This window comes from Flavobacterium luteolum, assembly GCF_027111275.1.
Taxonomy (GTDB): domain Bacteria; phylum Bacteroidota; class Bacteroidia; order Flavobacteriales; family Flavobacteriaceae; genus Flavobacterium; species Flavobacterium luteolum.
In genome coordinates this window covers 3,443,686-3,469,068 of record NZ_CP114286.1, presented here as the reverse complement: position 1 = coordinate 3,469,068, position 25,383 = coordinate 3,443,686, and the positions used below count along the sequence as shown (strand labels likewise).

Below are 25,383 nucleotides of genomic sequence, written 5' to 3'. Positions count from 1 at the left end.
TGTTCCTTCAATCAAATTCTTACAACCAAAAAGTTTGCTAGCTTAAAGATTGAAATGACTTCAGATTAAACTCAAGAAGTCATTCTACCATCTTCTAAGGTTATAAACGACTATTAAATCATAAATTCAAGCTTAGTCCTATTGGCGATCGATTGGCAGATATCCAAATCCATTATTATGCGCTATAGTAACAAGTGGCTGAATGCTTTCCTTATATCTGGTATAGTCAAAACCTTGCATATCATTTAAATCTGGAAAAATACTCAGATACTCTTCTATTAACTTGCTTCTAGGACTATGACGACGCATAATTTCAAACGCTATTTTTTGCAATTTAAAAAAGCTGTCAAAATGCATTTCCATTATCGGAAGTTTATCGCTCTTGGTAGAGTTAAAATGGATATCGATCGGAACCAAATTCCAAATCAAATCATGAGACACAAAAGCATGAGGAACAAAGTGATCCAAGGCATATTGACTAATTGTCAAAGTTTTACCAGTAAAGATGCAGTGTACTGTGCCCAACTCTTTAAATACATTATCCCAATAGTTTTTCCGCTGGTTGTGTAATGAAGATCTAAGAGGCGGCCGTATAAGCTTATTGGCTATATCTGGAACATTCGGGTTGCGTACCTGTAAAAACAAAGTCAAATTCCAATAAATAAAATCCTTAAGTACTTTTGCATTTGACCTTAAATAATCTGTCCATATAGGATTGATAACTATGTGATTATCATAAAGAGCATACAAACATTTATTTTCATACTTCTGCGAAGAAGCATAAATATGTTTTCGGTATGCTACATCATTTCCTTCTTTATTTTTACGGAACCACGGAGATAAAAACCAATGCGGCACGTTTTTATTAAAATGTTGCAGTGTTTGCTGAGTACTTTTTAATGTAGAAACCTCCAAGATATTTATTAAAAGATCTTTCTTGATATCGATAGCAAGTCCTTCCCATTCTGCTAAAGAGTGTACCGCCTGCTGTATCAAGTCTTGTTTTCCAAAAGATACACGAAAATAATTCACAGTATACCACGAATTACCAATCATGCGCGCAAACAGAGCTCTTTTAGATGGTTCTAACTGTCCTTCTTCAACCATTTCAATAATAGATAATAACCAATAAAATTTATAAGTTGCGGAGGTATTCCCAAACGCTGACGCAAGTTTAGGAATAGGAAGATCTTGGAAAAATGGAAGATTCATAAAAATACTAAATAAGTAAACGTGCTAATATAGGAAAAGTATAAGATTATAAGCCTGAAATTAGCTCATAATGAAAAAGTTTTGTTTGCCCTGATAAATAAAATTATTCTCATAGACAATAAAAAAATTTTATTAAAAGATCTTCCTCCCTTGATTCTTTCAAAGTCATTTTTAATTTTCTTCATAAATAGTCTTGAAAAAATTTCTGCAATCGAAAAAACATTTTATCTTTGCACCCGCAAACAGCAGATGATTGCATCTTACTGGAGGAATGGCAGAGCGGTCGAATGCGGCAGTCTTGAAAACTGTTGACTGTAACAGGTCCGGGGGTTCGAATCCCTCTTCCTCCGCTGAAAAAAAATACCAAGAGGTATCAAAAACCCCGAAATCGTACGATTATCGGGGTTATTTCCTTTCACTTACTTTCAAATAATTCACCAAATCAAAATATAGGGAAATTAACCATACGCACAAACTGCCATGTTCAGCAATAAATCGATTTTAGAAAAGATATAATTTGGCAATAAAAAATGGAGACAATGAAGAGTGCTTTTAGCGCATTGAACCGAAGATTGCAAATGGACTTTTGCAGGCAGTACCAATTAATGCATAGATTATACTGATCATTCAACAGTGATGCTTTCCAATCCTATCCGTGTTGCCTCCTGTTGACCTCTAATTGCCTGACCATCTGCTCTGAAAATGTTTACTACTTCAATACCCATAAGTTCTAGAAAAAATCGAACATAATTCGTCGTAAAATCGTAAGGTTTCAAATCTCCATCAGTGTAAATCCCACCAGACGAAGTAACAATGTATGCCTTTTTATTTTTAAGCAATCCTTGCGGCAGCATTCCTTTTCCTATATAGCGAAAAGTAATTCCGGGTCTTGCTATTTGGTCAAAATAGGCTTTCAATGTTGAAGGGATATTCCAATTATACATTGGGGCTTCTACAACTAAAATGTCGGCTTCCAGCAGGTTTGCAATAGCAGCATCTGAAAAAGCGGTTTCTGATTTTTGTACTTCCGACCGATTTTCATCAGGTGTAAAGAATGCATTGATTTGAGTTTCATTCAAATGCGGAAGAGTATTAAGATCATGCTCTTTAATCTGTACTTCTTGAAATTTTTCTTGTAGTTTATCAATCACCTTTTTTCCTAATTTTCTGCTTGCAGAAAGCTCTTTTTTAGGGCTGGAAATAATATGCAATACTTTTTTCATTTTTTTAAATTTTGATATCGCTAAATTATATATATTTACTATTAAAAAATTAGTAGTATACAATAGGTTACTAGTAATAAAAAGGTTATTGAAGAATAAAATGAAGCAAAAAGTAATTTACACTGAAGTCGAGTGCTCAAAAAATTTGAGTGCGGTAGAAGATGCGCTGTACGTTTTAGGCGGCAAGTGGAAGTTGCGGATCATTATTGCTCTAGTGAGCGGAAACAATAGGTTCAATGAGCTTCAGCGAACCATCACAGGAATTTCAGCAAGGGTGCTTTCAAGCGAATTAAAACAACTGGAATTGAACGGTTTGGTTAAAAGAGTGGTTCATGCCAATGAAACGCCTGTCATAGTAGAATATTTGCCTACTGATTATGCTTCCACACTCAAAGATGTGGTTTCAACTTTGGCAAAATGGGGACAGCAGCACAAAAGGAAAATTACTGAAAAAGATTGAATTACCGCAATTGCTTTTGGCTTAAAAAAAATCGGCTTTATTTTTTATTAAAGATATTGCTATTCAAAACGAAAGCTCCATTTGCTTCAAAACACAGCGGGCCAATTAAAGTTCATTTAAAGAATCACTGCTTCTTAATTTCCACCATCTATCGAAAAATACCGTGTTCTCCACTACTGCCGAGATGAAATCGGGAATTGAATGATCAAATTTGCCTACTCCTTTTATTTGAAAGTCTGATTCATCGATATAAAAAACCGGCAGCTCTGTTATTGACGGCATTATACCGCCGCTGGATGGAAATTTATTATTATAGTCCTTTTTTAAGATATGGTAATAAATTGCCTTGGTCAGTGTTTTATATCGCGGATGTTTCAGCAGCCATATTGCCTCAACCTTGGAGTTATTATATTTTGCCTGTCTCTCCAGATAGATAGGTAAAGTTTGGGGAGATCTCTGGATTTCAATTGCATATTTTTTATCATTGATTTCAAAGTAGATATCCGCAATCCAATCGGGTCCTATCTTTTCCTGTACCGCCGTGATTCCCTTTTTAGACAATTGGTTGATTATGAACCTCTTTGCCGTTTTGTGCCATACTGTTTCGGGAGCTGTAGCGCACTCTCCGTTTTGGTGTGCAAAGAACCTCGTGAATTTCATGCTTGTCTTTGGAATCGCATTGGCATCACAGCAGATCATTTTTATTTTTCCTATCTCATAATTCTTTTTTAAATCATTCCAGGAATCATCATCGTAAAGATTTGCATCTAAAATCTCCCCATCAATCGTTACTGCAAAGTCTGACATAGTTTAGTGTTTTTTGGTAAATAGGTTTCCGCATACTAGCTTTAAAAACTAAAGCCTTAACGGAACAAGAAAGCTTATTTTTTTCTAGAATCCCGAGGGCATTATGGTATATTTTATCTGCACTTCTCTTGGATTGCAATTCAATCTTTCTGTTTCTATCGGCAGAAATGCATTTCCAAATCTTTTTTCGTTGAATGCATCGGCCGCATTTTCAATGATGCTTGTATACGACGCTTGTGAATATCCAGGATCACTGACTTTAATTTGAAGAACTGTACTTCTAAACAGGTTCATTATGTCTTGGGTGGACTGGTCTAAAATTGTTCTTGAGTTTAGGCCAAATGGGGTTTGGACATATTCATCACAATCCGAAAATGAATTCAGTACCGTTATGGATATTATGATTTCCTGATTGTCTTCTGATTGAATGTTTTCAGTAAGTGCGGTATTTTTCAAATCAAGGTCAACAATTTCGAAAACGGCCTGGTATTCAGTATCATTTTCGATTGTGGCCGTTTTGACTACCAGATATTTATTCAGTTCGGAGTAGATATTGTAATACAACATGCGTTTTAAAACCAAAGACGGATTATCTAATTTCCTAAAACTGTCTTCATGAGTTAAAAGCTTGATATAGCCTTTCACATGTTTTTGATCTGCTTCGGTCGATAGATGGAATGAATATTCAATACCTTCAATATTTTCAGTTTTTCTTGTGATGGGATTCATAGTTTGCTTTGTGGTTTAAAAAAGTCCAATGAAAAGCGGTCAGTCATCTATTGGTTATTTTGCAGGGCGACAACCGCACACTTCGCTGTATCATTTTGAAAAATGGATGCCGCTGCGGTTGCTGCCGCAATTCCGGACATAATCATTCGGCGTATGTGGATGGTTTATATAATTGGCATTCAATATCACGGTTCATGATTGAGATAAGCATTGAGTAAATTCCCTGATGAAGATTTAGGTTTGCAAAGTTATGAGCGTCGATTTGTTTTTTGAAAGGTTTTAATTTCTTCGTTCTGTTGACTTCATAAAACACCACAAATGGATACTCAAAAATATCAAATTTGTATTGCAGGTAAATATTATCACGAATCAATTCCCTATCCCTGATATTTTTTAGCTTAGCCTTATCTTCCATAGATTTTGAAATTTCTTCCGGCAGCCTGCTTTGTTTGTATTTTTCAGGAAAATTGTCATGATCGATTTTTGTCATGAAATTGGTATGGAGGAAAGTGATAAAATCGACAGTGGAATTGATTTCAGTCAGGGTTTTATTTAACATGATGGTCTAGATTTAAATGTTACAAAACGGCTTTTACCGGCTGCAGCAATCCGAATATGAACAATTTTATTTAAATTAGGCTAGTCGAAGCTTAAAATATCGGCAGCCGTCGAACTTAAATACTTTCTTAGTTCGTTTTCAATTCTCTTGCATGATACTATGCCTGGTTTGTCAGTTATTTCAAATATAATTGAATTTTCTTGAACCAGATAAAGACCTGTTACTTTTCCGGCCTTAGTAGGAATTGAGTATTTTCCGTTCACGGTATCACCCTCAAAGGTTCCTCCCATTGAGGTGATGCCGCTTTTTGCTTTGTCAATCAGCTTTTCTATCGGATCGGTGTAATCGACCTTAAAGTTGCACTTTGCCATTAGTTTCTAATTTTGATTGTTTTTTTTATTTTCCTTAAGCGTTTTACAGTAGAGCAGGTTAAAAGATTTTGGCACTTTTACTGCCTCAAAAATAAGATATCTCTACTCGAAAATGCCTTTAAATCAATAGATAATATTCAATTACAGCAGTCGCAGGAGTAACTATTCTTGCAGATTACATAGCAGTAGCAGTTATGACTTCCCAGCCAATTGATTCTACATCCTTATAATTATCAATTTTCAGCTCGAAAGCTTTCTCTGAATGTGGATCAAAAACTTCATAAATTGTATATTCTTTGCTTCCAAGAGCAGTTTTGGTCTTGCTGTAATACGTAATCTTTACAACCGCATCTTTATAAGTTGCAACTGTTGCATTATTTTTTATCAGACCATGGACTTTTAGCTTTGTTCCCCAAAAGTTTTCATTATAATTTCCTGAAGCCGCTAAAAAATTTTGCGGTTGTGACTGTTCTGCCTCTTCAATAGTAATTACCTTTTCAATATAACTTTCATTACCCTGATCGGAATTATTATTTGTGTTGGCAACCGCAATTAGTACAATAACCAGCAAACCTAGAATCCCAACAACCTTTAAAGTAGTTTTCCCGTTTCTTTTCTGTCCTTCAGCTGCTAAGTTGTTCGTGTTTGATCCTATGTTTGCTGCTGGTGTAAAGTCCGGAGGCGAAACTTTGAAAAGTTCGCTTAACTCCTCAATATTGCTGCCAGCCGTCCATTCTGGAAGACCCTCATACCAAATGGAAGTTTGTCTTGTGATGTTTTTATTCTTTAATTCATCGATCGTATACGGACCTTCTTGCTGGATTCCTTTATGTAAATAATATTCTCTCATATCCTTCTATTTTTTTAGAGTCACTGCTAATTTCTTTCTGGCACAGAATTTACGATTCAAACCTAGTTCTTCAATTTATCAGCACGCTAGTTGACATTAAAGTTGAGTATTTCAAATCCAAGGAGGATCATTTGGCCTCCGGTTTGCTTTTTTCAAATATTGTAAAAGGGATTCCCACTGAAGCCTTAACCACAAACCTGTTTCCCCAATCGCCAACATCAGCCAATTGCCTTTCAACTCCAGTTGTAATTGTAAATGTCGCACTGCTCCATTCTGATTTGCTTGCCACCCTAAAAGCTGGACCTGCCAAAAGAGTATAATTCTGGTCATATGGGATGCCAATATTATGAAAGGCGGGAACATTCCAATTCGCTTTCACTATAGCGCCCAATGTTTTGTCAAACAGACCAAAAATGGAATAGACAATACCTATATCCCAACTGTACTGAGATTCCCTAATATGATCATATCTGGCAATTATATTATTTTCCTCGTCTACTATATTGTAATATAAAATATTATCATTTTGATTTGGAACAACTTTTAAGATGTTATCCAATAGATTTGGCGAATCAAGAAAACTATGCTGATTTAGTGAAGTATAAAATTTGAAGTATTGAATTGTCAGCAATCCTACATGACTGAGATTTATAGAAGATTCAATATTGGATTTCAGGCGGCCTGTATAGCGCTTCTGTATATCTTCAACCATGAGCGTATCACCTTTGATGGAAAGCGGACTATTTGCTGCATTGGCATTCAAATTCCACCACCAGATCCTATATCCGTGAAAGGGATTATTCTTTACGTCAAATTCTGTCAGCATTTTGTCGACATACTCTTTAATATGAGCTGTTACGGTTGAATCCCTGGCATTCTTAATTTTCGCCCATTGCTCTTCTGTGGCCACAAATACCGACTGCCCAGATTTGTTAGCCTTAAATTCCTTTTCAAATTGACGGTACACAATAGCTTCTTGAGCTTTGGCTGTATCGATAATTTTTTCTATGTCTTTCAAAACAGCCAACTGTTTGTAAAGTTCATCTATATCTTTTTTATACGTTTTGACAGTTTCTTTGTCATACTTAAGTCCCTCAAGCTGGTCATCGTTCAATTTTTGAATTTCTTTTTTTTGCTCAGAATATGACCGATTCAATTTCAAGGCCTCTTTTATTTTGGCCAATCTTTCGCGCATGGCTATTTCGCGTACTTCGCTAATATTTGCACAAGTTGTGTCGATATAATATTGGGAAGTAGACAAACGCATATTGTACCCTACTTTGACACCAATATCACTTGACCATTTGCCTTTTGAATAATACTTGAAATTATCATCCGCGCTTGTGATATTTGTGCCCACTTCAATTAAATCACGCTTCCAGTCCTTATCTGCGAAAGTCATGTTGGCACTGAATTTATGTTTGTCTTTGTCTTGCGAATAAGCAAAGGCAGAACCATTATTTACGGCATCCTTATTGCCTGTCACGACTGTATTAAATATAACTCTTGATTGTTTGGCAAAAGCTCCATCACTGGTTGCGACCCTTGAAATTTTTCCCTTGTCATTTTCATCTGACCCACAATACATAGCCAGCCTGTCTTTTATTTTTTCGTAAATACCGTTATAAACATCAATCCTTGTTATTTCGTTCGGCGCTTTTTGGGAATTTTGGCCAGAAAGTGTGGTGCTTAATAAAATTAAAAAATAAAGTAATTTTCTTGTCATCATTTATTTGTAAAAAATTAATAATCTGCGAATTAGCAAAAAACAATTATTATTTAAATCCAACTTTAGCTTGTACGCAACCTATGTACTAGTGGCCAAATATAATTTTTTGGTTTTACAAATTAACAAGTATATATACCTGTTTCTTAATTGATCCTTAATTGGAATCTCAAAAAATAAATCAAGTGAAAAATTTCAAAAAGTTGCCTTCAGTTTTGGAAATAATCCATGATTGCTTGACAAACTAATAAACTTCTACATTAAGAGATATTACCAACAAAAAGCATCCAACACGAATAAGTAGGTCATTACTCACGTATAAATACCTATTTGATTGATTTTCAGTACATAAGATAATATATATATATCAAGTTTTTCTTAAATTAGCATAAAACTAATCTTACCAATTATGACAATAGAATTTACATTTAACCAACAAAATTCAGGAGAATTTTACATTGGATATACTCCTGTAAAATGCAGTATAAGGTTTCTAGATATTTCTCAGAACGAACAAAATTCAGTAATTGAATTATCCAATTCCAAAACTTCTGAGCAAAAAGTATCATTTTATACTGGCATCCAGTCTGCAGAAAAACCTGCTTTAAATTTCACGGTTACTTCAGAAGATCAGACTTTCGATTTTTTAATCGGCGCCAAATTCAATATTAAACCATTTAAAGACAACAATGCGGAGATTAAAATATCTTCAAATGGAACTCCAATTCAAACAGTCAAAACAAAAATTAGACTGCGCAAGAACGCAAACGACTTGACCTCAAATGAGCGTGACCTCTTCCTTAACGCTTTTTATAAACTAAATTCCTCCGGCAAATATCAAAAGTACCTTGACATGCATAATGAAGCTGCTGATCGCGAAATTCATGGACGCCCATCATTTTTGCCCTGGCACAGAATGTATCTATTGGATTTAGAGCGTCAGCTTCAAGAAATCGAGCCTTCCGTTGCACTCCCTTATTGGGATTTCCAAGCGCCTGCACCAAAAGTTTTCAGCACAAGTTTTATGGGAATCCCAAATACCACAGCCGTAGGACAGCTTCAGTTTGATTCCACTAACCCTTTAAGCAAATGGCGCATCGCAAATCAGCCTTCATTAACAAGATTACCAGATTTCAATGCTCAAAGTGAAAAAGCAAGGGTAGAAAGTTACGAGACAACTTTAGGCAGAAGAAATGGCTTCTTGGACTTTGCACAGATGGAATTCAATCCTCATGGCAATGCTCATATGTCTTTTGATGGAGCCATAAGTGATGCTTCTAGGGCCCCTCAGGATCCTCTTTTTTTTATGCTGCATTGCAATGTTGATCGTTTATGGGCGCAATGGCAGGATCTTTCATTAGATAATCGCCTTTTTGATCCAGCTGATAACGCGGCATATAATCAATTCACTAATAGAATTGGAGATCTTTTAAAAGATACAATGTGGCCATGGAATGAATTAAAGGGAAATGGAAGACCCGTCACATCACCAAGTGGGCCAATGCCTGCATCTCCTTTGACTTTGCATCCAGGCAAAAAACCTAAAGTTGAGGATTCTATCGACTATCAGGGAAGGATTACAGGTATTCCATTATTTTTTGATTATGATTCTGTTCCGTATCGACCTATGATATCAAATCTCGGACAAGCTGAAATCGCAGGATCTCTTAAATTAAAGCATTTTGAAAATTTAGAATTAGAAATTTCTAAAAACTTTAATAGTAGCAACGAAGCAATCAAAGATTTTAAAAAAGCTTCAGATTTTAAAGATATTATTCATTCATTAAGCCAAATGGATATGATAACAGATCAAGAAACTACAAAAAAAACTTTAGATATTCTAAAAGACAGCAGCAGTACAACGGGAATGAGGGTACTGGCTTTGTCAAAACTAACTCAAGTAATTTCGGTTGACGAAGACGAAATTAAATATATTCTGGGGCTTGTTGCCAATACTAAAGTTCACCCAGACCTAAGAAAACAAGCATTTCGCACAATTCAAATTCTAGCTTTTAGCTCACCGATATTTCCTCTTTTAAAACCTGAAGTAATCGAAACTTTTAGAGGCCTAATACGTGATAATAATATAGAAATCCGCAAATTAGCCTGCGGTTATCTTGCAAAAAACAAGGACGAATTTATACAGCGAAACCTCTTGAATGGAATAAAAAATCCTGCCGAAGCCTTCCTGCCGGAAGATCTGGCAGTTCATCTTCTGGGATACGACGACCATGCCGCAATCTACCCGGAATTGAGAAAAATCCTTGAACACTCAAGCAACAATGACAGCAGGTCTGAGGCCGCTTTCTTACTGGCAGGCGACCCTCTTGCGCAAAGTCTGCTTCTGAATGTTGCAAATAATTCTAAAGAGCGCTTTGATGTACGCAAAAACAGCATGCTGTCTTTAAAAGAACAAAATTCCAATGGCTTCTTAAAAATCGCAAAGGATATAATTTTGGATAATAATGAGAATGATCAAATAAGAACGCTCACCATTAAAACCATCGATTCTGATTTTGATAATAAAATAATAGATGAGCAATTCATTGGAAAGCTTAAAGAGATCAAAAAGGAGCAAGTTTCTAAAGATCTTTCCAAAGGCATAAAATCTTTTATTAAAAACCAGCCAGGAAATAAATAAGTCATGGATAATTATAGTTTTCTTGATAAATCTGCAGGCATTATCAGTGAATCTGATTTTGTAGAAATTATTTCTATTTTAAGGCTATCTCCAAAGCCTGGCATAAAATTATGTGAATTCCTAAAAGAACAGCATCCAGTATATAGGGAAAAGAGCATGAATGATGTAATAAGGATGCGCGGCTTTCTTCTATATTCGTTTACGTTCTCCGAAACTCCAGAATCGGCGCTAATCTATATCTACGAGGAACTTCAATCCAGCAGAGAACCTTATCTGGTTGCAGCTGCCGCTGCCGCATTAAGAAAAACGTCATGCAGGAAATATGAAATGTCGAACTTGCTTTTAACTGCTCTGAAAAATATACTTAATTATGACAGTTATATATCTTTCGATACTTATTATCAGCAAAATCCATTAGTAAATAAAACATCAGCCGTAAACGAAATTTTGAAAACTATAGACTGGCTGGATATTTATTCTGTACCGATACTGGATGATTTAGTGAAGTTATTGGCAGAACGTAAAATAAACACTGCAAATTCAAAAATACTAGAGCAGACAATTTTTAGAATCAAACAAAATGAGCAAAATCCAACGGACTGCTGTACAATTGATTATAGTCGTTTTATAAGCATAATGTCCGAAGGTGCGAAAAAAAATAAAAATAGAAATGTAAAAAGAATATGTTTTGAGGATCAGGACGGATATAAAATGAATTTTCACGATATATTCCAGAAACAGTTTACTCTTCTCTGTTTTTTTTACACCCGGTGTGACAATCCTTTGAAATGCTCACTGACCATAAGCAATTTTGCCGACTTGCAAAGGAAACTGGATCGCGAGAATTCCGAGCTCCCAATTAAATTAGCTGCCATAAGCTACGATTCAATTTATGATAATCCTAGCAGGCTAAAAGAATATGGTAAAGCAAGAGGTGTCACTTTCAGTGATCAGTTTAAGATGCTGAGAGTAACGGATAAATTTGATTCTGTCGCAGATTATTTTGATCTCGGTGTAAACTACGCAGGTAATATTGTCAACAGGCATGTTATCGAATTATATTTTTTAGATCCCTCCGGAGAAATTTTGCTTCGTTTTGAAAGAGGCCAGATAAACAACGTGGAAATAATTAAAGAAATTTCAAATGAAATAAAACTATATAACCAGCGCCTGAGAAAACCATTTGAAAAAATAAAATCTGCAACCCGTTCCTTCTCGACTATGATTATTTCCATTTTGCTATTATTTATTCCGAAATGCCCTTTATGCATAGCCGCATATTTGAGCATGTTTGGTGCTGCCGGTATACAGCTTACTCCATACATAAAATACTTATTTCCAATACTGCTTGTTTTTATAGCAATAAACTTGTATTCGCTATATTGCATGGCAGTCAAAAAAAACAATTATATTCCACTATTGCTTTGTGCGGCCGGATCAGCTCTTTTAATAATATTTGGATATTTTATTTCAATAAAGGGATTTCAAATAATCGCTATTCTTCTTCTTTTTATAGGGTCAATATTAAATGCCTCGCCACAATTTAGCAGAAAACTAAAAATGAATTAATCCCTCATCATAAACAAGCCTAAAAAATTTACATTATTAGTTTTACGCTCATAATCTTAAATATTATTCATAAAAAATAAAGAAAAGTGTGACTAAGGTGAGTCTGCGGCATTAAGAATAAATCCAATGATTATAGTCTGAATCATTGGATTTAAACCACTATTTTATTCGAAAAATAATATTTACTTAGCGTTGGTTTGCAGTATCTTATCTATTTTGCTCCTATCGTAAAAAAAAATATCTCCTAATCTGGTGTAAGGGAGAATTCCGGTCTGCCTGTATTTTATAATCGTATTGTTGGATAGCTTGAATTTTTTTTTCAAGTCTTCATTTCGGTAGTATAAAGAATCTGTATCATGAATTTGTCTTCCAATTTTTGAGTCCAATGATTCCAGCCTTAACAAGATTGGCTCAATCAACTGCTTTACCCCCAATATAATAGAGAGTTTCTTTTCTGTCTTTGTCATCAGTGTAAAATTTCATTTTTATTAAACTTTTCATCTATAATGCCTACCAGTTCTCAAGCTTACTTTTCCTTTTCTGCAGTTTCTCAATAAGACCTTCTAAAAATGTTAGCTGCTTTTCTTTATAGGTGTATCCTTTGCATTCCGAAATCTGTCTGCTTATTGACTTTACCCTAACCTGTATGCCCTTATCACCTGAATATGTAAAATTAGTTTCCAAGAAAACCTGAAACTTGCTTCGGTTAGTTTTTTCATCTGATTTGTCAAAAAACAGGATCCCTTCATCCATTAAAATATAAAACAGCTGCGCAAAATCAATTTTATTATATAGGCATTTGCATTTTTCATTTGAAGCATCCATGTGCAGGATGCCGGTCTGGCAGGAAGCTAATAAATTTTCTAATAACCGTAGCCTCTTGTCAAACTTTGCAGCCTTTCCCAAAAACTTTAAAAGTTTTTCCTCTTTCATTTCTTCGATATTTAACATTTTCATATCACGGAAAAATAGATGCTGCTGCGCCTATTTTTATTTCTTGTCGGAACATACACCAGATATCCGTATTCATCTAGTTCGCGCATGCATTTCTGATAAGTCTTTGGAGATGATATTTTAGCAATCTGTTGGATTTCTATGCTGTAAGCCAGAACTGGATTGGTAAAACCTTTATCATTTCGAAATTGAAGAAGTGCCGCATATATAGCGATATGTGCGGTTCCAATACGAAAATCTTTTTCAATGGCGAGAAAAAAAGCTGATAAAGGTTTTAAATTATCCATCACATCTATATTGATTTAGATTTTATCTTTCTATGCATTTTTTTATCCGTCTTTTCACTATCGTCAGAGTTCTCTTGATTGACATTTAAATCTTTACCAGAACTTTGGCCTTCAGACTCGCCTTGCTTCTGATTCTTGCCTTCACGTTGATTGATTCGATTAAGATTAGCGTCATAAACATTTATAGTTTTGAATTGGGGATTTGCCTCCACATACATTTTGCTTTCCACACCGCCAGCTACAAAAGTTACAGACTGAAGGTTTCCTTTTTTTAGCGAATTCATAAGATCTTCTTTATACTGCGGCGTATCGAGCTCTTTAATGGAATGTTTTGCAATGCTTGCCTCCAAATCATAACCGTAATTCTGATGATACTGATTAAACTTAAAGTTTCCATTGTTGTCGGCATCCTTAAAATTTAAAGAAATCCATGAGTTATAGCTTTCTCCCTCTTTGCTTCTAAAATCCTTATTTACTGATCGGCCTTCCATTAAATTATAAGCTTCCTTCATGGTTATGCTCCCACTGTCATTATTGATGTAAAAAGTCTGCTCCAGTCCCGGCTTGTTTTCTTCTTTTTTCAGATTCACATGATAGGAATTAAAAAAATACAAATCGGTCTGGTCTGACTTCTTGAAATTCAGTTCGACAGTCAAAGTGTCCTTATTTGGCAATCCATTGTTCATAATGCCGGTGTGCATAATTTTAAAATCCTTGTCTCCTTTCATCATGTTCGCTTTCAGTTCAGCATCGAACGTTTCTCCAAATCCAGTATATTTCAACTGGTCTCTCAGGTATTCAAAATTTTTCTGATTCATTTTGTTTGTATTTAAGTTATTTTCTAATAATTCTTTTCTATCCCTTAATCTTCGAGCAAATCCAGTTAAATCGATCGCTTCAATTAAAGAAAGATCCAATCCGCTCTGCACAAGTGCTCTTAAATCTTCAAGAAGCGGATCAATCGGTTTATTTATGTAGCAATTAGCATCATTTGTCATCACTAAGCAATATTCCTGGGCATCGGGTGATGATCTAAAAAACTCAATCGTATCCGCGTTATTTACTATATCTGTGTTAAAAGCCACATAGCGATAACCATAGGAAGCCATTTCTTCCGTAAACGACAATATCATTTCAGTTTCAGTTAAATCGATTATCATAATATTCTTTAAAAAGGATCAGAGTCGATTTAAGGAATTGGAGATACCTTAGCAGTTCGATTATTATCAATATTTAGCTCTAAATGCCGTCCCCCACTTTTTTCAATGAGTTGAAGTGTGAGATATTTATTCTCCGGGATGGTAAATTTCTCAAGTGCATAGACTTTCATCACTTCAGACTTATAGGGTATGACAGAAGCTAATGACGTAGAAAACAATGGCAGGATTTCTATTTCCTGTGATGCAGTTCGCTTTGATTTTTTCTGGTCTCTTATAAAAAAGCGAAGCTGATCAATATCGTAGTTAATTTTGGATTTGTTTTCAAAAGCAACTCTTAAATAAAGAACATCTTCGTGAATAAAAATTCCATTTACTTCAATACTTATCTGAAACTTTGACTTTTTTGCAAAACTGATCTTTTTCTTCTTTGATAATGCAAGGGAAGCGGACTGCTCTATTTTCTTCTTGTTTTCATTGTCAATTGAAAATAAGACATCATCATTTGCAGCTGCCAAGTCCTCTGCTTTATAATTTAGATCTGGACAAACTTCATCGTAGTTCAGCACAAAGACGTATAGTTTGCTATCGGCAGTAACAACTGTCAGATTGGTCTGTTCAAAATTCTGCTTGGCGGCCTTGACCAGTAAAATATTCTCTACTCCCTTGGCTTTCTGAATTATAATATCCTGACTGCCCCTGTCAATGCTTTTTATTGCATATGGAAAAACAATGCTCGTGGTTTTTGAATACCCAATAAGCAGATTTTTGAATTCATTCTGATTCAAACCAGTGTCTCTCTTTATGAACTGTGCGCAGCTTGGCAGGGCAATCAGGAGCCAACAAACCAAAAACAACCAATTGAAATTTTTCATTTTTTTAGCTTTTAATTATTTTACTTCCTTTTGTTTCTCATCGTATAGTAAAACCTTATACCCGGCCTTTACCACAACTTTAATGAGTTTTACTTTTTTACTCATTAGACTTTTGGCCGCTTCGATTCCCATTCCGGCAGCCTGTGCTCCCCAAGATTCTGAGATTCCTGTTAGACCCAAAGTCTGAATCGAACGTTCCGCTGAAGCTTTAGCAACATCTCTGTCAATTGCTCCCGGAATGTAAATGCCATCTATGCCATCCATATCGTAAACAGCAAGTTCGACTGGGAAAATTGAATTTTTAAATTGGATATTGGTAATCTTAACTTCCAGTCTCTCTCCTTTCAAAGCTGCAATTCCATATAAAAATGTATTTTTAGGAATCGTGGTTCCATGTAAAAGAATATCATGAGCCAGTCTTAGCTTGACTACGGATCCGTTTACAATTGTCTGTGTTTCATGTATAACTGCCTGCACAGAATTTTGTGTTTCTTCCAGTTCTGAATCTTCATTTAGAGAATAAAAAGCGTTTGATTTTGGAACATTCTGATATGTAATATTGTCCTGTAAAGAGCTGATATTATTTTCTTCTTTCTTTTTATTTACACTCAGCGCTTTTCCTTTCTTATCCTCTGAGGACTGCTTTAAGCGATCCTGAACGCGCTCAGGATGCTGAATATCCAAAATATTCTCAAGCATGCCTCCAAGCTGTTGGAGTTCGGGATCAGGTTCCTGAGGAGTGCTCATCGATGACATGAGTCCTTCTAGTTTTTTAACCGCATCAGGGTCAATTCCTGAACTGTTATCCTCAAATTCACTCATGTCCTGCCCGTAATTATTGACTGGAGAAGGCTGATTGATTATTTTTTGAAGAGCCCTTAATTTTTCGTAAACTTTTTGTTCGTTTTTGTTCTGAATCGCCGTAGAATTAAAACCTATTCTTTCTTTGGAAAAATTTCCGGTTTCATAATCTTCCTTAGAATAAGAATCCATATCTTCATCCGATAAGCTTCCGGTTGAATAATTAGGGTCTTTTTTAATCTGCTCATGAAGTTTAATGGAGTCTACAGCTGCCTGGTCATAATAGCTCATTTTGTCAAGGGCTGAGTCTTCTTTAAATTTGGGCAGAGGCAATTCAAAATTAAATCCCTTTTTAATATCGTTCCCAGCTGTCTTAACTTCCGCTTGTCCTCCTCCCAAGATGTAGAATAAAAATGTTATAAAAGGAAGTGTTATAAGTGGAAGCACCAAAAACATTTTTCTTTTTTTAGATTCGCCTGCAGAAATTATTTTCTCTTCCATAATTTTATTTTTTTAATTGATTGATTTAATTTTAGAAACATAGCTCACGCTTTGGGATTTCTCAGGACTTTTTTTCAATGATGTATACAGAATATAAATCAGATAGCCTGAACATAATAGCGTGAATAGTACAAGTGCGCAGATCAGTTTTCTTCTTGACATTCCCGCCGATAAACTATTCATCTTGACTGCCCACTTTTCCTGCAGCAGCAGATAATATTTATGATATACAAAAGGCTCAGACTGTTTATTGAATAAAGACTTCATCATCGCTGTTTTCTATTTTCAACTGCCAGATCTTTATTTTCAAGAGTATAAAATCGCTCAATCAAAAAGCCATGTGGATTGTTGTCGCTTCTTGATACGTTTCGAAGAGTGCCCTCGGTAATCAGGCTTCTTTTCAAAACACTGGTAGTTCGGACGATATTCTGGCGCGCATAACATTTAAACCGAAATGGGTATTCTTTTGTATCAATACTTACGCTGTCGATCTGAATAGTTTGGCTTATATTACCTGATATTATTCCAGAATAAAAATTGTTCTCTTTCAGATCGTCATAAATTCGTTTCGCACTGTCATCTGCCAGATAGAGAGCTTTTGTTATATTGGTTTTAATAACTTTATCATCAGGATCGAGCGTAAAGAAATTCATGTGAAATGTTTTCACATGATCTCGTGCCTCTACGGGAATATTATCTTTTCTCTCTGAAGCAAAAGCTTCAAGAGCCTTTCCATTGGCAAGAATATAAACCTTATCCTGCATCTGGCCTACTGTTTTAAAACTTTTGTAAACCGTATAACAGCAAATCGATATACAGCCCACAATAACCATCATTGTAAAGCCTCTCACATATCTGAATGCTGAATCAATATTTTTCATTTTGGTAAACATATTCGGTCCTTTAAAAGTTAATTGGAATTCCCTTTTAGTTTTTCTGCCATAAAATTCCCTTTTTCCGCAAAATAAGGGCTGCTTCCAGCTGTTGCGGCCATGCTGCTTGTCATTCTGCGGTCTGCATCTCCCATAGCGTCAGCAGCCATTCCCACAGCATTAGATGAACTTCTGACCACGGAAGCCGTCGAGTTTCCGAACATACTTGTGACCTTTTGCCCCAAAGCCCCTCCTCCTCCTGCATTAACGATGTAATTAGCTACTGAAGGAACAGTGAAATATCCTATTATGCCGATAATCATAAAGATCAGGTAAGCCATATCGGTCCTGCTGAAAAAAGTATCTCCCGAACTTTGGACTTGTGAAATATCCAGTTTGAGCATCATTTCCTGGATCTTGCCGATAATACTTCCGAAAATATTGGCAACAGGAAGCCAGAGATAAATATTTATATATCTCGCCAGCCAAACTGTTAGCGTATGCTGAAATCCATCAAAAACTGCTATTCCAAAAACCAGTGGCCCTAAAATCGATAATACAACCAGCTGAAATGTCCTGAGGGTATCAATGCAGAGAGCTGCCGCTTCAAAGAGAACTCTGAGCACCTCGCTCATCCATTCTTTTACAGAGTTTCTAAAGCTGTAGGATGCTTTTTCCATAGCAAACTTTACATCATTGCCAATTCCAGCCAGCATGCTCTCATCTGAAGGATCAGCACCGTCATGAGTATATTTATACCATTTGTCTCGGTCACCGTTTCCGGCTGCACCTACATACATTTTCCAAGGATCAGTTTCTTTGATTGCCTTTTCTTTTTCTTTTAGCAGTACTGCAACCGCATTATTGGAGCCTGAAACCATAGCAGCGGTGGCTGTAACAGTGGGCTTCATAACTCCATTGATGAGAGCAAGAACAGAAGGAAAAATCATAATGCAGAATCCGATTACAAATGGCCTGAAAAGAGGGTAAAAATCAATCGGTTCCGCATTTGCGATATGGCGCCAGACCCGAGATGCGATATACCAGATGGTTCCAAATCCAGCAATACCCTGCCCTACTGCAATGAGATTGCTGCACATTGGCATCATCTCATCATAGAGTTGGTCTAAGACTGAATGCAGGCTCTGCATATCTTCTTCAATTCCTTGTGCTGACATTGCAAAAGGCATCAGAAGAAGAATTGCTGTTAAAGCAATTTCTTTTTTAAATTTTAAGCCTTTCATCGCTCTAGTTTTTTAATTCGTAAAAGGACTTCGATGACTGTATATCACTTCCTTCTTTTGCTCTCTGAAGTGCCAGAAGATTAGATGTAGAATTAAAATATCGCAAGAAGAAAAGCTTGTCCTGCATTTCTAAATAAATTTTATCTACCGCTTCGAGCCTTTCATCATCAGACATTCTGAGTTTATCTGCAGTCACGACCAAGGTAAGTTCATCTAGATTTCTAAGGCTTTGATTTAAAAGATTGCCGTAGACCTTTTCAAAGTATGTGATTTCTTTAGGGCTGAAATTTCCGGATTTTAAAAACCTGCTAAGTCCATTCTTGCTTTCTTTGACCAGAAGGATTTGAAAATTGATTATCTCACCTACTCTTTTGTAATTTTTTACAGCTGGGCTGACCTGCATCAGTGCATCCAAAAATGTTTTATGAAGACTGAAGTTTCCTTCCGACATATCTTTTACCATTTTATAGCCGCCTGATAAAAGTTCATAGCCTTTTTTCATATCGGTTAAAATCTTTTTGAACTGAGAGAGTTTTTCGATATTTAAGATCAACTGCTGAATTTCGGCTGACTGTGCATTTGTTTTTAAGGGAAGCATGCTGAATAAAATCAGCAATGCTCCAAAAATTATCTTTTTCATAGAAATTCTTTTATAAGCCGTATAAGAAAGCTGAAGACCTAGTATCTGATTTCTCTCCCGCTTTGGAATCTGAAAGCATTTTTGCTTGACTGCTGAACGTCAGACAAAAATTATAATCATCCATCATCGTATCATAAAGCTCATCTATTCGCTCTATGCGCTCATCATCCTTAAGCTCCAGTTTTGAATCTGTGCTCAGAACCAAAAGGTTTTCTAAAGTATCTGTGCAGCTGTTAAGCAGTCTGTCAAAAGATCTTTCAATATAATCGAGCTCACTGCCGTGAAAAAGATCGTTGCCTTTGAGTTCTGCGAAAATTACTTTGCAGATCTTCATTATTTTAAACTGCATCGCGATGATTTCGGCTGTCTTGTAATAATTTTTGACTTTGGGATTGATTTTCAATAAGGAGGCAAAGTAATCTTTATGAAGATTCACTTCTCCTTTTTTAGCATCGCCTATAAAATTTAATCCCTTTGACACTAAGGAATATCCTTTCTTGGCATAATCCATATAAACCTGAAGTGCAGCTATCTGAAGCAGCAATTCTTTTCTCTGTTTTGCCTGCGCATGCACTACTGACTGAAAAACCATCAATATAAAGAGTAGTAAGATTAATTTTTTCATAGTTTTTTATTTGTCTTACGGAATTCCGTAAAATTGTTTTACTTGATTTACATCAGCTTCAGTTTTTGCTCTCTGCAGACTTAATAATACATTCTGCTGATTAAACATTAAAAGGTCATCATAATTGGAATCAATCTGTTCCGCCGCCTTATTAATAATCTCTAGTCTTTTCAGATCGCTCATCTGCGTGGTAAAAGAATCCAGTATAAAAAAAATCTGATCAATATTCTTTACGCTTTCTTCTAGTATTCCCGTATAGACTTTCTCCATATAATCAATCTCGCTGACTTTGAAATGGCTGTCCTGTTTAAACAGATTCCATGCTCTCTCATATTCCTGAACAAGTTTGGTCTGCTTCTGGGCAATCTCTTTGATACGCTGGTAGTAAGTAATGATTGACTTTACTTTAGCCAGCTCTTCATAGTAGCCTTTATAAAGATCTTTCTGCTTTTTGGTCCAGTCTGAGATTTCATCCAGTTTTAATTTAGAAAGAATATTCTCAACCTGTTTCTGTGCATTCTGAAGCCAAATCGTTTTGTTTTGAAGTCTTTGGATTCGAAGATCAATAGCTTTGATCACTTTCTTGGTTACAGCCTTTACAATTTCCAGTATTGGAAGTATGGCTACTTTATCAGCTGGTCTTGCAGGGGTACTAATAAGCAGCAGACAAATTAGGCTGGCAATTAATTTTCTTTTCATTTTTCCTTTTCATTTAATTTCCGTTTCTCATATCCTGAGCCAATGCAGCAATTCCTTTTTTGATGTCACCGCCAAACTTTGCGGCGTAAGCGTTCACTTTTACCTTCTCGCTTTCTTCGGTGGTATAAGTTAAATATTCCTCCAAAGAAACTTCTGTACGGTAAACTTTGGAAAGCATACCGCCAAGTGAAATAAAAACTTCTTTGTACTTCTTGTTTGGATCATTGGCTTTATTTACAGAAAGTACAAGAGCCTTCTCTTTTTCAGTAAGTCCCAGCAGTTCCTGTATCAAGTCAAATTTGTTTTGATACTTGCTCTGGTCCAGAAGAATTTTACAATCGCTGTTATTGATAATCGCCTGCTTGACCACTGGTGAAGAAATAATATCTTCCACTTCCTGGGTAACTACAATTGCCTCACCATAGAACTTCCTCACAGTCTTAAACAAATACTTTATATATTCTGCCATTCCCTCGCGTGCAATGGCCTTCCAGGCTTCCTCGATCAGAATCATTTTGCGGATTCCTTTCAGCTTTCGCATCTTGCTTATAAAAACTTCCATTATGATAATAGTCACGACTGGAAATAGTATAGGATGATCTTTGATGTTATCGAGTTCAAATACAATAAACCGCTCTTTTAAAAGATTTAGATTCTCTGTAGCATTGAGCAGGTAATCAAATTCTCCGCCTTTATAATAAGGCCTAAGCACATAGAGAAAATTATTTACATCAAAGTCTTTCTCCTTTACTTTGTCTCCCTGGAGAATAGTCACGAAATCGTCTTTCAGGAAATCATAAAAGCTATTGAAGCACGGGAAGAGTTTTTGATCTGTCTCTAACTTTTCGTAATAAAGCTGCAGCGCATTAGACAGTGCTACATATTCACTTCTATTAAAAGTCTCATCATCTTTTTTCCAGAGTGCAAGCAGCAGCGTTTTAATGCTTTCTTTTTTCTCCGTATCCAGATTATCTCCTTCACCGATATAAAACGGATTAAATCGAATCGGGTTCTTTTCATCATAAGTGAAATAATAGCCGTCAACCATATCGCACAATCCTTTGTAGCTATGACCAACATCTACTAAAACAATGTGTGTTCCCTGTTCATAGTAGCTTCTAACCATGTGATTGGTAAAAAAAGACTTACCGCTTCCCGAAGGCCCGAGTATAAATTTGTTTCTGTTAGTGCATATTCCCCTTTTAATAGGTTCATCGCTGATATCCACATGAACAGGTTTTCCTGTCAAACGATCTCCAAGTCTAATTCCCGTTGGACTCAAAGACGATCTATAGCCAGTTTCCATATTTAGAAAACAAACTGCCTGCTCTGAAAAAGTATCAAAAGTGTCATTCATCGGAAAATCTGCCGCATTTCCCGGAATTCCTGCCCAATAAATCTGAGGTGCTCCGACTGTTTCCTGCTTGGCGGCTGCATCCATTTGGGCAAGAGCTGACGACACCTTGTTTTTAATTTCTTTGAGTTCTTCTTTATCATCAGTCCAAGCCAGTACATTAAAATGAGCTTTGACAGGAAGTCTCTGCTGAGTGATTGCTTCGTTTAGAAAATCGTTGACAGCATCTCTTGCAATCATATTCTCTCTGCTGTAAGCAGATAAAGACTGAAGTCTAAGCCTTTTGCTTTCCAATTTCTGAATTGTTTTCTGAGCATCCTCAATAAACAAATACTGATTATAAATATGATTGCAGGATAATAGCTGGCCGAGTGTTGATGCAAATCCAATACTGAATTTCGTTTTATCAGTAGAGTATCTGTCAAAGTTGATTCTTGAACCGCAAAGTCCAGGCAAATCGGCTGCATCTCCAAGAGTAAATAATTGGCAATGCCTATCCCCTACTTGAAGTCCATCATTAAACTTAATATCCTTGAAAATAAAGGATTCCTCCTTTTCAGATAAAAAACAATATTTCTCTATAAAACCAATTTTACGGCTTTGGCTTCTCAGCTCATCATCTGAAAGACGGTCTAGTTTAATAAAACCGCTGTCTTCCATAATTCTTTTAAACTGGCCCACTGAATCTAAAAAATCCTGAAGTATTTGAGTGATTAGAGTTTCTTCTGGTGCAATAGATCTTCTAATAAGCGTAGAAAATAAAGAACTTGAATTCTTTCTCCCGACAGGTTTCTTAGTCAGAATAATGTAGCAGGAATGATCCAAAAAGGGTCTTTCATTAAAGAAACGCTCACTGCTTCTGCTCAGAAAACTGTTATCATCATTTGAAAAATCTGCTTTGTAGGTACTCTGTAAAAACCAGTCCTGTTTGTGAAACACACAAAACTTAGGCAGCATCTTTATCGCCTTGATCCAGGATTGATGAAAAGCTTCATATTCCTGATCGGACAATGTAAAAATCTCTGGCAGAACCGCTTTAAATACTATTGTGATATCTCCTTGTTTTGAGATAATACAGTCATGCTCCACATCCATAATCGGCAAAACATTATTTAACTCCCTTTCCATTTTTCCTTGCTTTACTAATTTTCACTTTTTTCTGCATTGACCATCTGGCAGAATTTAAAACATGGCTTCCGAGCTTCGGATCCACACAGTTTCTAAGAACCTGCCTTTTGTTTGCAATGCTGAAATCCTTTAGACTGAACCCTAACGCCTCCTCCAGATCCGGTATTTGCGCATGGCGTATTTTTATCGGTGCCTGCATATCAGCCTGCAGAATCTTGAAATTGGACCAGAAAAGATGGCGCTGCAAAGTGGCATCGGGACATATCAGGGGCGCGTAATAGGGCTTTACATTTTCAACAGTCCACAGGCATTGGGCGTTGTGCTGCAGAAAAAGAATCTCCTGATACAATCTCATATCGGGAAATATCTCAGGTGTACCTCTGAATCTGACGCAGATGTTATGCCTGAAAGAGGAATGAGACTGACATGGTGGCGATGACCAGATAAAATCAAATTCCTTATGATGGTCCAAAAGATATTTGTGAGCATCCCCTACCACCATAATATCGTCTGGAAATCTTCGAGAGTAAACATCGGCCAGCACAGGATCAAGCTCCACTGCAGTAACCGACACATCAACCCAATCCTTTCGGTTTCCGCCAATGCCAGCATATAAGTTTAAGACTTTCATAATCAACCTCCATAAATCTAACGTTTTATAACTATCACCTAATAAAAACTGACCGGCTCCGCACTTTTAAACTTTTTGGAACCTGCCTCGATGCCAAAGCCTTCATCATTCCGTACTCCCCGTATGTATTGCTCATTCTGTATATTTTAAAAATCAGAAACGAACCCGCGCCAATTATCAAACCAACACAAATAAGAGGAGGCACTCCAATAATATACATCACTGCAAAAACAATCATGAGTACTACAACTCCACCACCTAAGTACCAAATATACTGGGCCTTTAAACCTTTGAACTCAATGCTTTGATTGATGCCTTTGTTAATGTGATAGACGCTGTTCATCAGACTCCGAAAAAAGATTTTATGACAGTAGCCACAACAACCAGAAAAACACAGCTTCCAAACCAAGCTGCCGCTACTTTTCCGGTATCAGGATCACCGGCATTCCATTTTTGATATACTTTTACTGCTCCAATAAGCCCGAGGATGGCTCCTACTGCGTACATAAGTTCTGTGCCAGCATCAAAGTAGCTCCGCACTTTCTGGTTTGCCTCATTAATTCCTGCTACTCCATCCTGAGCGTGCATATTTGTCTGGGTTAAGGCCAGCATCCCAAAAATTAATATTTGAATTGCTTTCTCCTTTTTAAACAACTTGATTTTCCAATTGCATTTTTTCATCGCACATCATTTTTAAAGTTTAAATCATTAAAAAAGCAGAAGAATATCGCCGTTGCAACTTCATTTTTCCTGTCACATCAAGCCATACCGCACCAAGGAGAACGGGGATTATTCTTCCGCTTCATATATCAGATTGTCTCTTCCCACAGATCATCGGCCTCGGCATAGCTTAAAATGAACGGCAGGTGCTTTTCGCATTCAGAGACTATTATTTTGGTAATATTATCGCGCAGGGAAGAAATCTTTACATAGGGATATTCTTCAAGAATCATTTTCAGATAGTTCTTGCATTCCTCTCTCGATAGATTCCTCTCAAGAATTTCTGCTATTCCACGAACTATCCGTAAGGTGAGTTCTTGAGCATCTTCTAAAGTATCATAGGATTCCGAGATAGCAGATGCATTTGATTTTTGAGGGCTTTTATCAAAAAGCAAGCTTTTATTGGCTTTATTTAAAAGAGGAATAGTGATTGCTTTTTCACCAGAGATTATTTTCTTCAAATGCGTGCTGTAGAATTTCAGTATTAGAATAAGGTACCATATACATAAAAGCACAATTATGGCAGCAAAATAGCTGTTCCAAGAAATATTTGTAACCATAGCCATCATCATTAATCGTCCAACATTCATCTCATCTATGCAAATCATACCATTCAGACCTGATACGATTTATTTTACAGGTCAAAGGAACGAAGACATATAATTTTCTACAAGTACAACTTTTCTGTACCTTTTTGTACCCCTTGTTAATGGCCTATTTTACTAGGATTTTTGAAAAAAAGAAGAAA

27 protein-coding genes and 1 tRNA gene are annotated in these 25,383 nt (G+C 36.2%); 4 read left to right on the top strand and 24 right to left on the bottom strand.

What is annotated here, in order from left to right:
* Positions 1-138: 138 nt before the first annotated feature.
* Positions 139-1,212 carry an HNH endonuclease domain-containing protein gene (locus OZP10_RS14795; RefSeq protein WP_281631559.1) on the bottom strand — a complete coding sequence of 358 codons (1,074 nt, stop codon included), beginning with the start codon at positions 1,210-1,212 and terminating at the stop codon, positions 139-141.
* A gap of 265 nt (positions 1,213-1,477) precedes the next feature.
* Here OZP10_RS14795 and OZP10_RS14790 point away from each other — a divergent pair.
* Positions 1,478-1,562 (top strand) — tRNA-Ser (locus tag OZP10_RS14790).
* Positions 1,563-1,835: 273 nt separating this feature from the next.
* Here OZP10_RS14790 and OZP10_RS14785 read toward each other — a convergent pair.
* Entirely contained in the window at positions 1,836-2,435 is a 600-nt protein-coding gene (locus OZP10_RS14785) for an FMN-dependent NADH-azoreductase (RefSeq protein WP_281631558.1), read from the bottom strand.
* Between the two features lie 100 nt (positions 2,436-2,535).
* On the opposite strand from OZP10_RS14785, the gene OZP10_RS14780 reads away from it, so the two are divergent.
* The gene (locus OZP10_RS14780; RefSeq protein WP_281631557.1) at positions 2,536-2,895 is read left to right on the top strand and encodes a winged helix-turn-helix transcriptional regulator; all 360 of its coding nucleotides are present in this window, start codon (positions 2,536-2,538) and stop codon (positions 2,893-2,895) included.
* 105 nt (positions 2,896-3,000) lie between these two features.
* Here OZP10_RS14780 and OZP10_RS14775 read toward each other — a convergent pair whose 3' ends face one another.
* From OZP10_RS14775 to OZP10_RS14750, 6 genes are all read right to left on the bottom strand, one after another.
* Positions 3,001-3,702 (bottom strand): competence protein CoiA, encoded by a 702-nt coding sequence (locus tag OZP10_RS14775; protein ID WP_281631556.1) that lies wholly within the window; start codon positions 3,700-3,702, stop codon positions 3,001-3,003.
* Between the two features lie 84 nt (positions 3,703-3,786).
* Entirely contained in the window at positions 3,787-4,431 is a 645-nt protein-coding gene (locus OZP10_RS14770) for a hypothetical protein (RefSeq protein ID WP_281631555.1), read from the bottom strand.
* Between the two features lie 142 nt (positions 4,432-4,573).
* Positions 4,574-4,990 (bottom strand): hypothetical protein, encoded by a 417-nt coding sequence (locus tag OZP10_RS14765; protein WP_281631554.1) that lies wholly within the window; start codon positions 4,988-4,990, stop codon positions 4,574-4,576.
* Between the two features lie 80 nt (positions 4,991-5,070).
* Positions 5,071-5,361: a hypothetical protein gene (locus OZP10_RS14760; protein ID WP_281631553.1), complete on the bottom strand. Its 291-nt coding sequence runs from the start codon at positions 5,359-5,361 to the stop codon at positions 5,071-5,073.
* Positions 5,362-5,536: 175 nt separating this feature from the next.
* Positions 5,537-6,211: a DUF4339 domain-containing protein gene (locus tag OZP10_RS14755; RefSeq protein WP_281631552.1), complete on the bottom strand. Its 675-nt coding sequence runs from the start codon at positions 6,209-6,211 to the stop codon at positions 5,537-5,539.
* Between the two features lie 127 nt (positions 6,212-6,338).
* Positions 6,339-7,940: a hypothetical protein gene (locus OZP10_RS14750; RefSeq protein ID WP_281631551.1), complete on the bottom strand. Its 1,602-nt coding sequence runs from the start codon at positions 7,938-7,940 to the stop codon at positions 6,339-6,341.
* A 406-nt stretch (positions 7,941-8,346) separates the two neighbouring features.
* Between OZP10_RS14750 and OZP10_RS14745 the strand changes: the two genes are divergently transcribed.
* Both OZP10_RS14745 and OZP10_RS14740 read left to right on the top strand, forming a co-directional pair.
* The gene (locus OZP10_RS14745; RefSeq protein ID WP_281631550.1) at positions 8,347-10,578 is read left to right on the top strand and encodes a tyrosinase family protein; all 2,232 of its coding nucleotides are present in this window, start codon (positions 8,347-8,349) and stop codon (positions 10,576-10,578) included.
* Between the two features lie 3 nt (positions 10,579-10,581).
* The gene (locus tag OZP10_RS14740) at positions 10,582-12,147 is read left to right on the top strand and encodes an SCO family protein (RefSeq protein ID WP_281631549.1); all 1,566 of its coding nucleotides are present in this window, start codon (positions 10,582-10,584) and stop codon (positions 12,145-12,147) included.
* A gap of 510 nt (positions 12,148-12,657) precedes the next feature.
* On the opposite strand, the gene OZP10_RS14735 is transcribed toward OZP10_RS14740, so the two are convergent.
* The 16 genes from OZP10_RS14735 to OZP10_RS14660 form a co-directional block, all read right to left on the bottom strand.
* Entirely contained in the window at positions 12,658-13,080 is a 423-nt protein-coding gene (locus tag OZP10_RS14735; RefSeq protein ID WP_281631548.1) for a hypothetical protein, read from the bottom strand.
* 20 nt (positions 13,081-13,100) lie between these two features.
* A complete protein-coding gene (locus OZP10_RS14730) occupies positions 13,101-13,388 on the bottom strand; it encodes a hypothetical protein (RefSeq protein ID WP_281631547.1) in 288 nt (95 codons plus the stop codon).
* Positions 13,389-13,393: 5 nt separating this feature from the next.
* Positions 13,394-14,548: a hypothetical protein gene (locus OZP10_RS14725; protein ID WP_281631546.1), complete on the bottom strand. Its 1,155-nt coding sequence runs from the start codon at positions 14,546-14,548 to the stop codon at positions 13,394-13,396.
* Positions 14,549-14,577: 29 nt separating this feature from the next.
* Positions 14,578-15,420 (bottom strand): conjugative transposon protein TraN, encoded by an 843-nt coding sequence (gene traN / locus OZP10_RS14720; protein ID WP_281631545.1) that lies wholly within the window; start codon positions 15,418-15,420, stop codon positions 14,578-14,580.
* A gap of 15 nt (positions 15,421-15,435) precedes the next feature.
* Positions 15,436-16,722 carry a conjugative transposon protein TraM gene (gene traM / locus OZP10_RS14715; protein ID WP_281631544.1) on the bottom strand — a complete coding sequence of 429 codons (1,287 nt, stop codon included), beginning with the start codon at positions 16,720-16,722 and terminating at the stop codon, positions 15,436-15,438.
* Positions 16,723-16,734: 12 nt separating this feature from the next.
* A complete protein-coding gene (locus OZP10_RS14710) occupies positions 16,735-16,992 on the bottom strand; it encodes a hypothetical protein (RefSeq protein ID WP_281631543.1) in 258 nt (85 codons plus the stop codon).
* Positions 16,989-17,615, bottom strand: a complete 627-nt coding sequence (gene traK, locus OZP10_RS14705; protein ID WP_281631542.1) for a conjugative transposon protein TraK — start codon at positions 17,613-17,615, stop codon at positions 16,989-16,991. The genes OZP10_RS14710 and traK overlap by 4 nt, the downstream gene beginning before the upstream one ends.
* A 17-nt stretch (positions 17,616-17,632) precedes the next feature.
* Positions 17,633-18,838, bottom strand: a complete 1,206-nt coding sequence (gene traJ, locus OZP10_RS14700; RefSeq protein ID WP_281631541.1) for a conjugative transposon protein TraJ — start codon at positions 18,836-18,838, stop codon at positions 17,633-17,635.
* 4 nt (positions 18,839-18,842) lie between these two features.
* The gene (locus OZP10_RS14695; RefSeq protein ID WP_281631540.1) at positions 18,843-19,478 is read right to left on the bottom strand and encodes a TerB family tellurite resistance protein; all 636 of its coding nucleotides are present in this window, start codon (positions 19,476-19,478) and stop codon (positions 18,843-18,845) included.
* A gap of 10 nt (positions 19,479-19,488) precedes the next feature.
* On the bottom strand, positions 19,489-20,103 hold the full coding sequence (locus OZP10_RS14690) for a hypothetical protein (RefSeq protein WP_281631539.1): 615 nt from the start codon (positions 20,101-20,103) through the stop codon (positions 19,489-19,491).
* Positions 20,104-20,118: 15 nt separating this feature from the next.
* Positions 20,119-20,802, bottom strand: a complete 684-nt coding sequence (locus tag OZP10_RS14685; RefSeq protein ID WP_281631538.1) for a conjugal transfer protein TraI — start codon at positions 20,800-20,802, stop codon at positions 20,119-20,121.
* Positions 20,803-20,815: 13 nt separating this feature from the next.
* On the bottom strand, positions 20,816-23,284 hold the full coding sequence (locus OZP10_RS14680) for a TraG family conjugative transposon ATPase (RefSeq protein ID WP_281631537.1): 2,469 nt from the start codon (positions 23,282-23,284) through the stop codon (positions 20,816-20,818).
* Positions 23,265-23,915 carry a DNA cytosine methyltransferase gene (locus OZP10_RS14675; protein WP_281631536.1) on the bottom strand — a complete coding sequence of 217 codons (651 nt, stop codon included), beginning with the start codon at positions 23,913-23,915 and terminating at the stop codon, positions 23,265-23,267. The genes OZP10_RS14680 and OZP10_RS14675 overlap by 20 nt, the downstream gene beginning before the upstream one ends.
* A 34-nt stretch (positions 23,916-23,949) precedes the next feature.
* Positions 23,950-24,258: a DUF4133 domain-containing protein gene (locus OZP10_RS14670; protein ID WP_349293734.1), complete on the bottom strand. Its 309-nt coding sequence runs from the start codon at positions 24,256-24,258 to the stop codon at positions 23,950-23,952.
* Entirely contained in the window at positions 24,258-24,527 is a 270-nt protein-coding gene (locus OZP10_RS14665; RefSeq protein ID WP_281634766.1) for a DUF4134 domain-containing protein, read from the bottom strand. Before OZP10_RS14665 ends, OZP10_RS14670 begins: the two co-directional genes overlap by 1 nt.
* A 197-nt stretch (positions 24,528-24,724) precedes the next feature.
* Entirely contained in the window at positions 24,725-25,243 is a 519-nt protein-coding gene (locus OZP10_RS14660) for a hypothetical protein (protein ID WP_281631535.1), read from the bottom strand.
* Positions 25,244-25,383 lie beyond the last annotated feature (140 nt).

What these genes read in the sequence shown, in the direction of transcription:
- OZP10_RS14680 (WP_281631537.1), bottom strand. Translation starts at nt 23,284, where the DNA reads ATGGAAAGGGAGTTAAATAATGTTTTGCCGATTATGGATGTGGAGCAT.
- OZP10_RS14665 (WP_281634766.1), bottom strand. Translation starts at nt 24,527, where the DNA reads ATGCTGGCCTTAACCCAGACAAATATGCACGCTCAGGATGGAGTAGCA.
- OZP10_RS14780 (WP_281631557.1), top strand. Translation starts at nt 2,536, where the DNA reads ATGAAGCAAAAAGTAATTTACACTGAAGTCGAGTGCTCAAAAAATTTG.
- OZP10_RS14675 (WP_281631536.1), bottom strand. Translation starts at nt 23,915, where the DNA reads ATGAAAGTCTTAAACTTATATGCTGGCATTGGCGGAAACCGAAAGGAT.
- OZP10_RS14775 (WP_281631556.1), bottom strand. Translation starts at nt 3,702, where the DNA reads ATGTCAGACTTTGCAGTAACGATTGATGGGGAGATTTTAGATGCAAAT.
- traJ (WP_281631541.1), bottom strand. Translation starts at nt 18,838, where the DNA reads ATGAAAGGCTTAAAATTTAAAAAAGAAATTGCTTTAACAGCAATTCTT.
- OZP10_RS14765 (WP_281631554.1), bottom strand. Translation starts at nt 4,990, where the DNA reads ATGTTAAATAAAACCCTGACTGAAATCAATTCCACTGTCGATTTTATC.
- traN (WP_281631545.1), bottom strand. Translation starts at nt 15,420, where the DNA reads ATGAAAAATTTCAATTGGTTGTTTTTGGTTTGTTGGCTCCTGATTGCC.
- OZP10_RS14785 (WP_281631558.1), bottom strand. Translation starts at nt 2,435, where the DNA reads ATGAAAAAAGTATTGCATATTATTTCCAGCCCTAAAAAAGAGCTTTCT.
- OZP10_RS14760 (WP_281631553.1), bottom strand. Translation starts at nt 5,361, where the DNA reads ATGGCAAAGTGCAACTTTAAGGTCGATTACACCGATCCGATAGAAAAG.
- OZP10_RS14660 (WP_281631535.1), bottom strand. Translation starts at nt 25,243, where the DNA reads ATGATTTGCATAGATGAGATGAATGTTGGACGATTAATGATGATGGCT.
- OZP10_RS14755 (WP_281631552.1), bottom strand. Translation starts at nt 6,211, where the DNA reads ATGAGAGAATATTATTTACATAAAGGAATCCAGCAAGAAGGTCCGTAT.
- traM (WP_281631544.1), bottom strand. Translation starts at nt 16,722, where the DNA reads ATGGAAGAGAAAATAATTTCTGCAGGCGAATCTAAAAAAAGAAAAATG.
- OZP10_RS14740 (WP_281631549.1), top strand. Translation starts at nt 10,582, where the DNA reads ATGGATAATTATAGTTTTCTTGATAAATCTGCAGGCATTATCAGTGAA.
- OZP10_RS14725 (WP_281631546.1), bottom strand. Translation starts at nt 14,548, where the DNA reads ATGATAATCGATTTAACTGAAACTGAAATGATATTGTCGTTTACGGAA.
- OZP10_RS14690 (WP_281631539.1), bottom strand. Translation starts at nt 20,103, where the DNA reads ATGAAAAAATTAATCTTACTACTCTTTATATTGATGGTTTTTCAGTCA.
- OZP10_RS14795 (WP_281631559.1), bottom strand. Translation starts at nt 1,212, where the DNA reads ATGAATCTTCCATTTTTCCAAGATCTTCCTATTCCTAAACTTGCGTCA.
- OZP10_RS14710 (WP_281631543.1), bottom strand. Translation starts at nt 16,992, where the DNA reads ATGATGAAGTCTTTATTCAATAAACAGTCTGAGCCTTTTGTATATCAT.
- OZP10_RS14685 (WP_281631538.1), bottom strand. Translation starts at nt 20,802, where the DNA reads ATGAAAAGAAAATTAATTGCCAGCCTAATTTGTCTGCTGCTTATTAGT.
- OZP10_RS14745 (WP_281631550.1), top strand. Translation starts at nt 8,347, where the DNA reads ATGACAATAGAATTTACATTTAACCAACAAAATTCAGGAGAATTTTAC.
- traK (WP_281631542.1), bottom strand. Translation starts at nt 17,615, where the DNA reads ATGTTTACCAAAATGAAAAATATTGATTCAGCATTCAGATATGTGAGA.
- OZP10_RS14670 (WP_349293734.1), bottom strand. Translation starts at nt 24,258, where the DNA reads ATGAACAGCGTCTATCACATTAACAAAGGCATCAATCAAAGCATTGAG.
- OZP10_RS14770 (WP_281631555.1), bottom strand. Translation starts at nt 4,431, where the DNA reads ATGAATCCCATCACAAGAAAAACTGAAAATATTGAAGGTATTGAATAT.
- OZP10_RS14695 (WP_281631540.1), bottom strand. Translation starts at nt 19,478, where the DNA reads ATGAAAAAGATAATTTTTGGAGCATTGCTGATTTTATTCAGCATGCTT.
- OZP10_RS14735 (WP_281631548.1), bottom strand. Translation starts at nt 13,080, where the DNA reads ATGAAAGAGGAAAAACTTTTAAAGTTTTTGGGAAAGGCTGCAAAGTTT.
- OZP10_RS14730 (WP_281631547.1), bottom strand. Translation starts at nt 13,388, where the DNA reads ATGGATAATTTAAAACCTTTATCAGCTTTTTTTCTCGCCATTGAAAAA.
- OZP10_RS14750 (WP_281631551.1), bottom strand. Translation starts at nt 7,940, where the DNA reads ATGATGACAAGAAAATTACTTTATTTTTTAATTTTATTAAGCACCACA.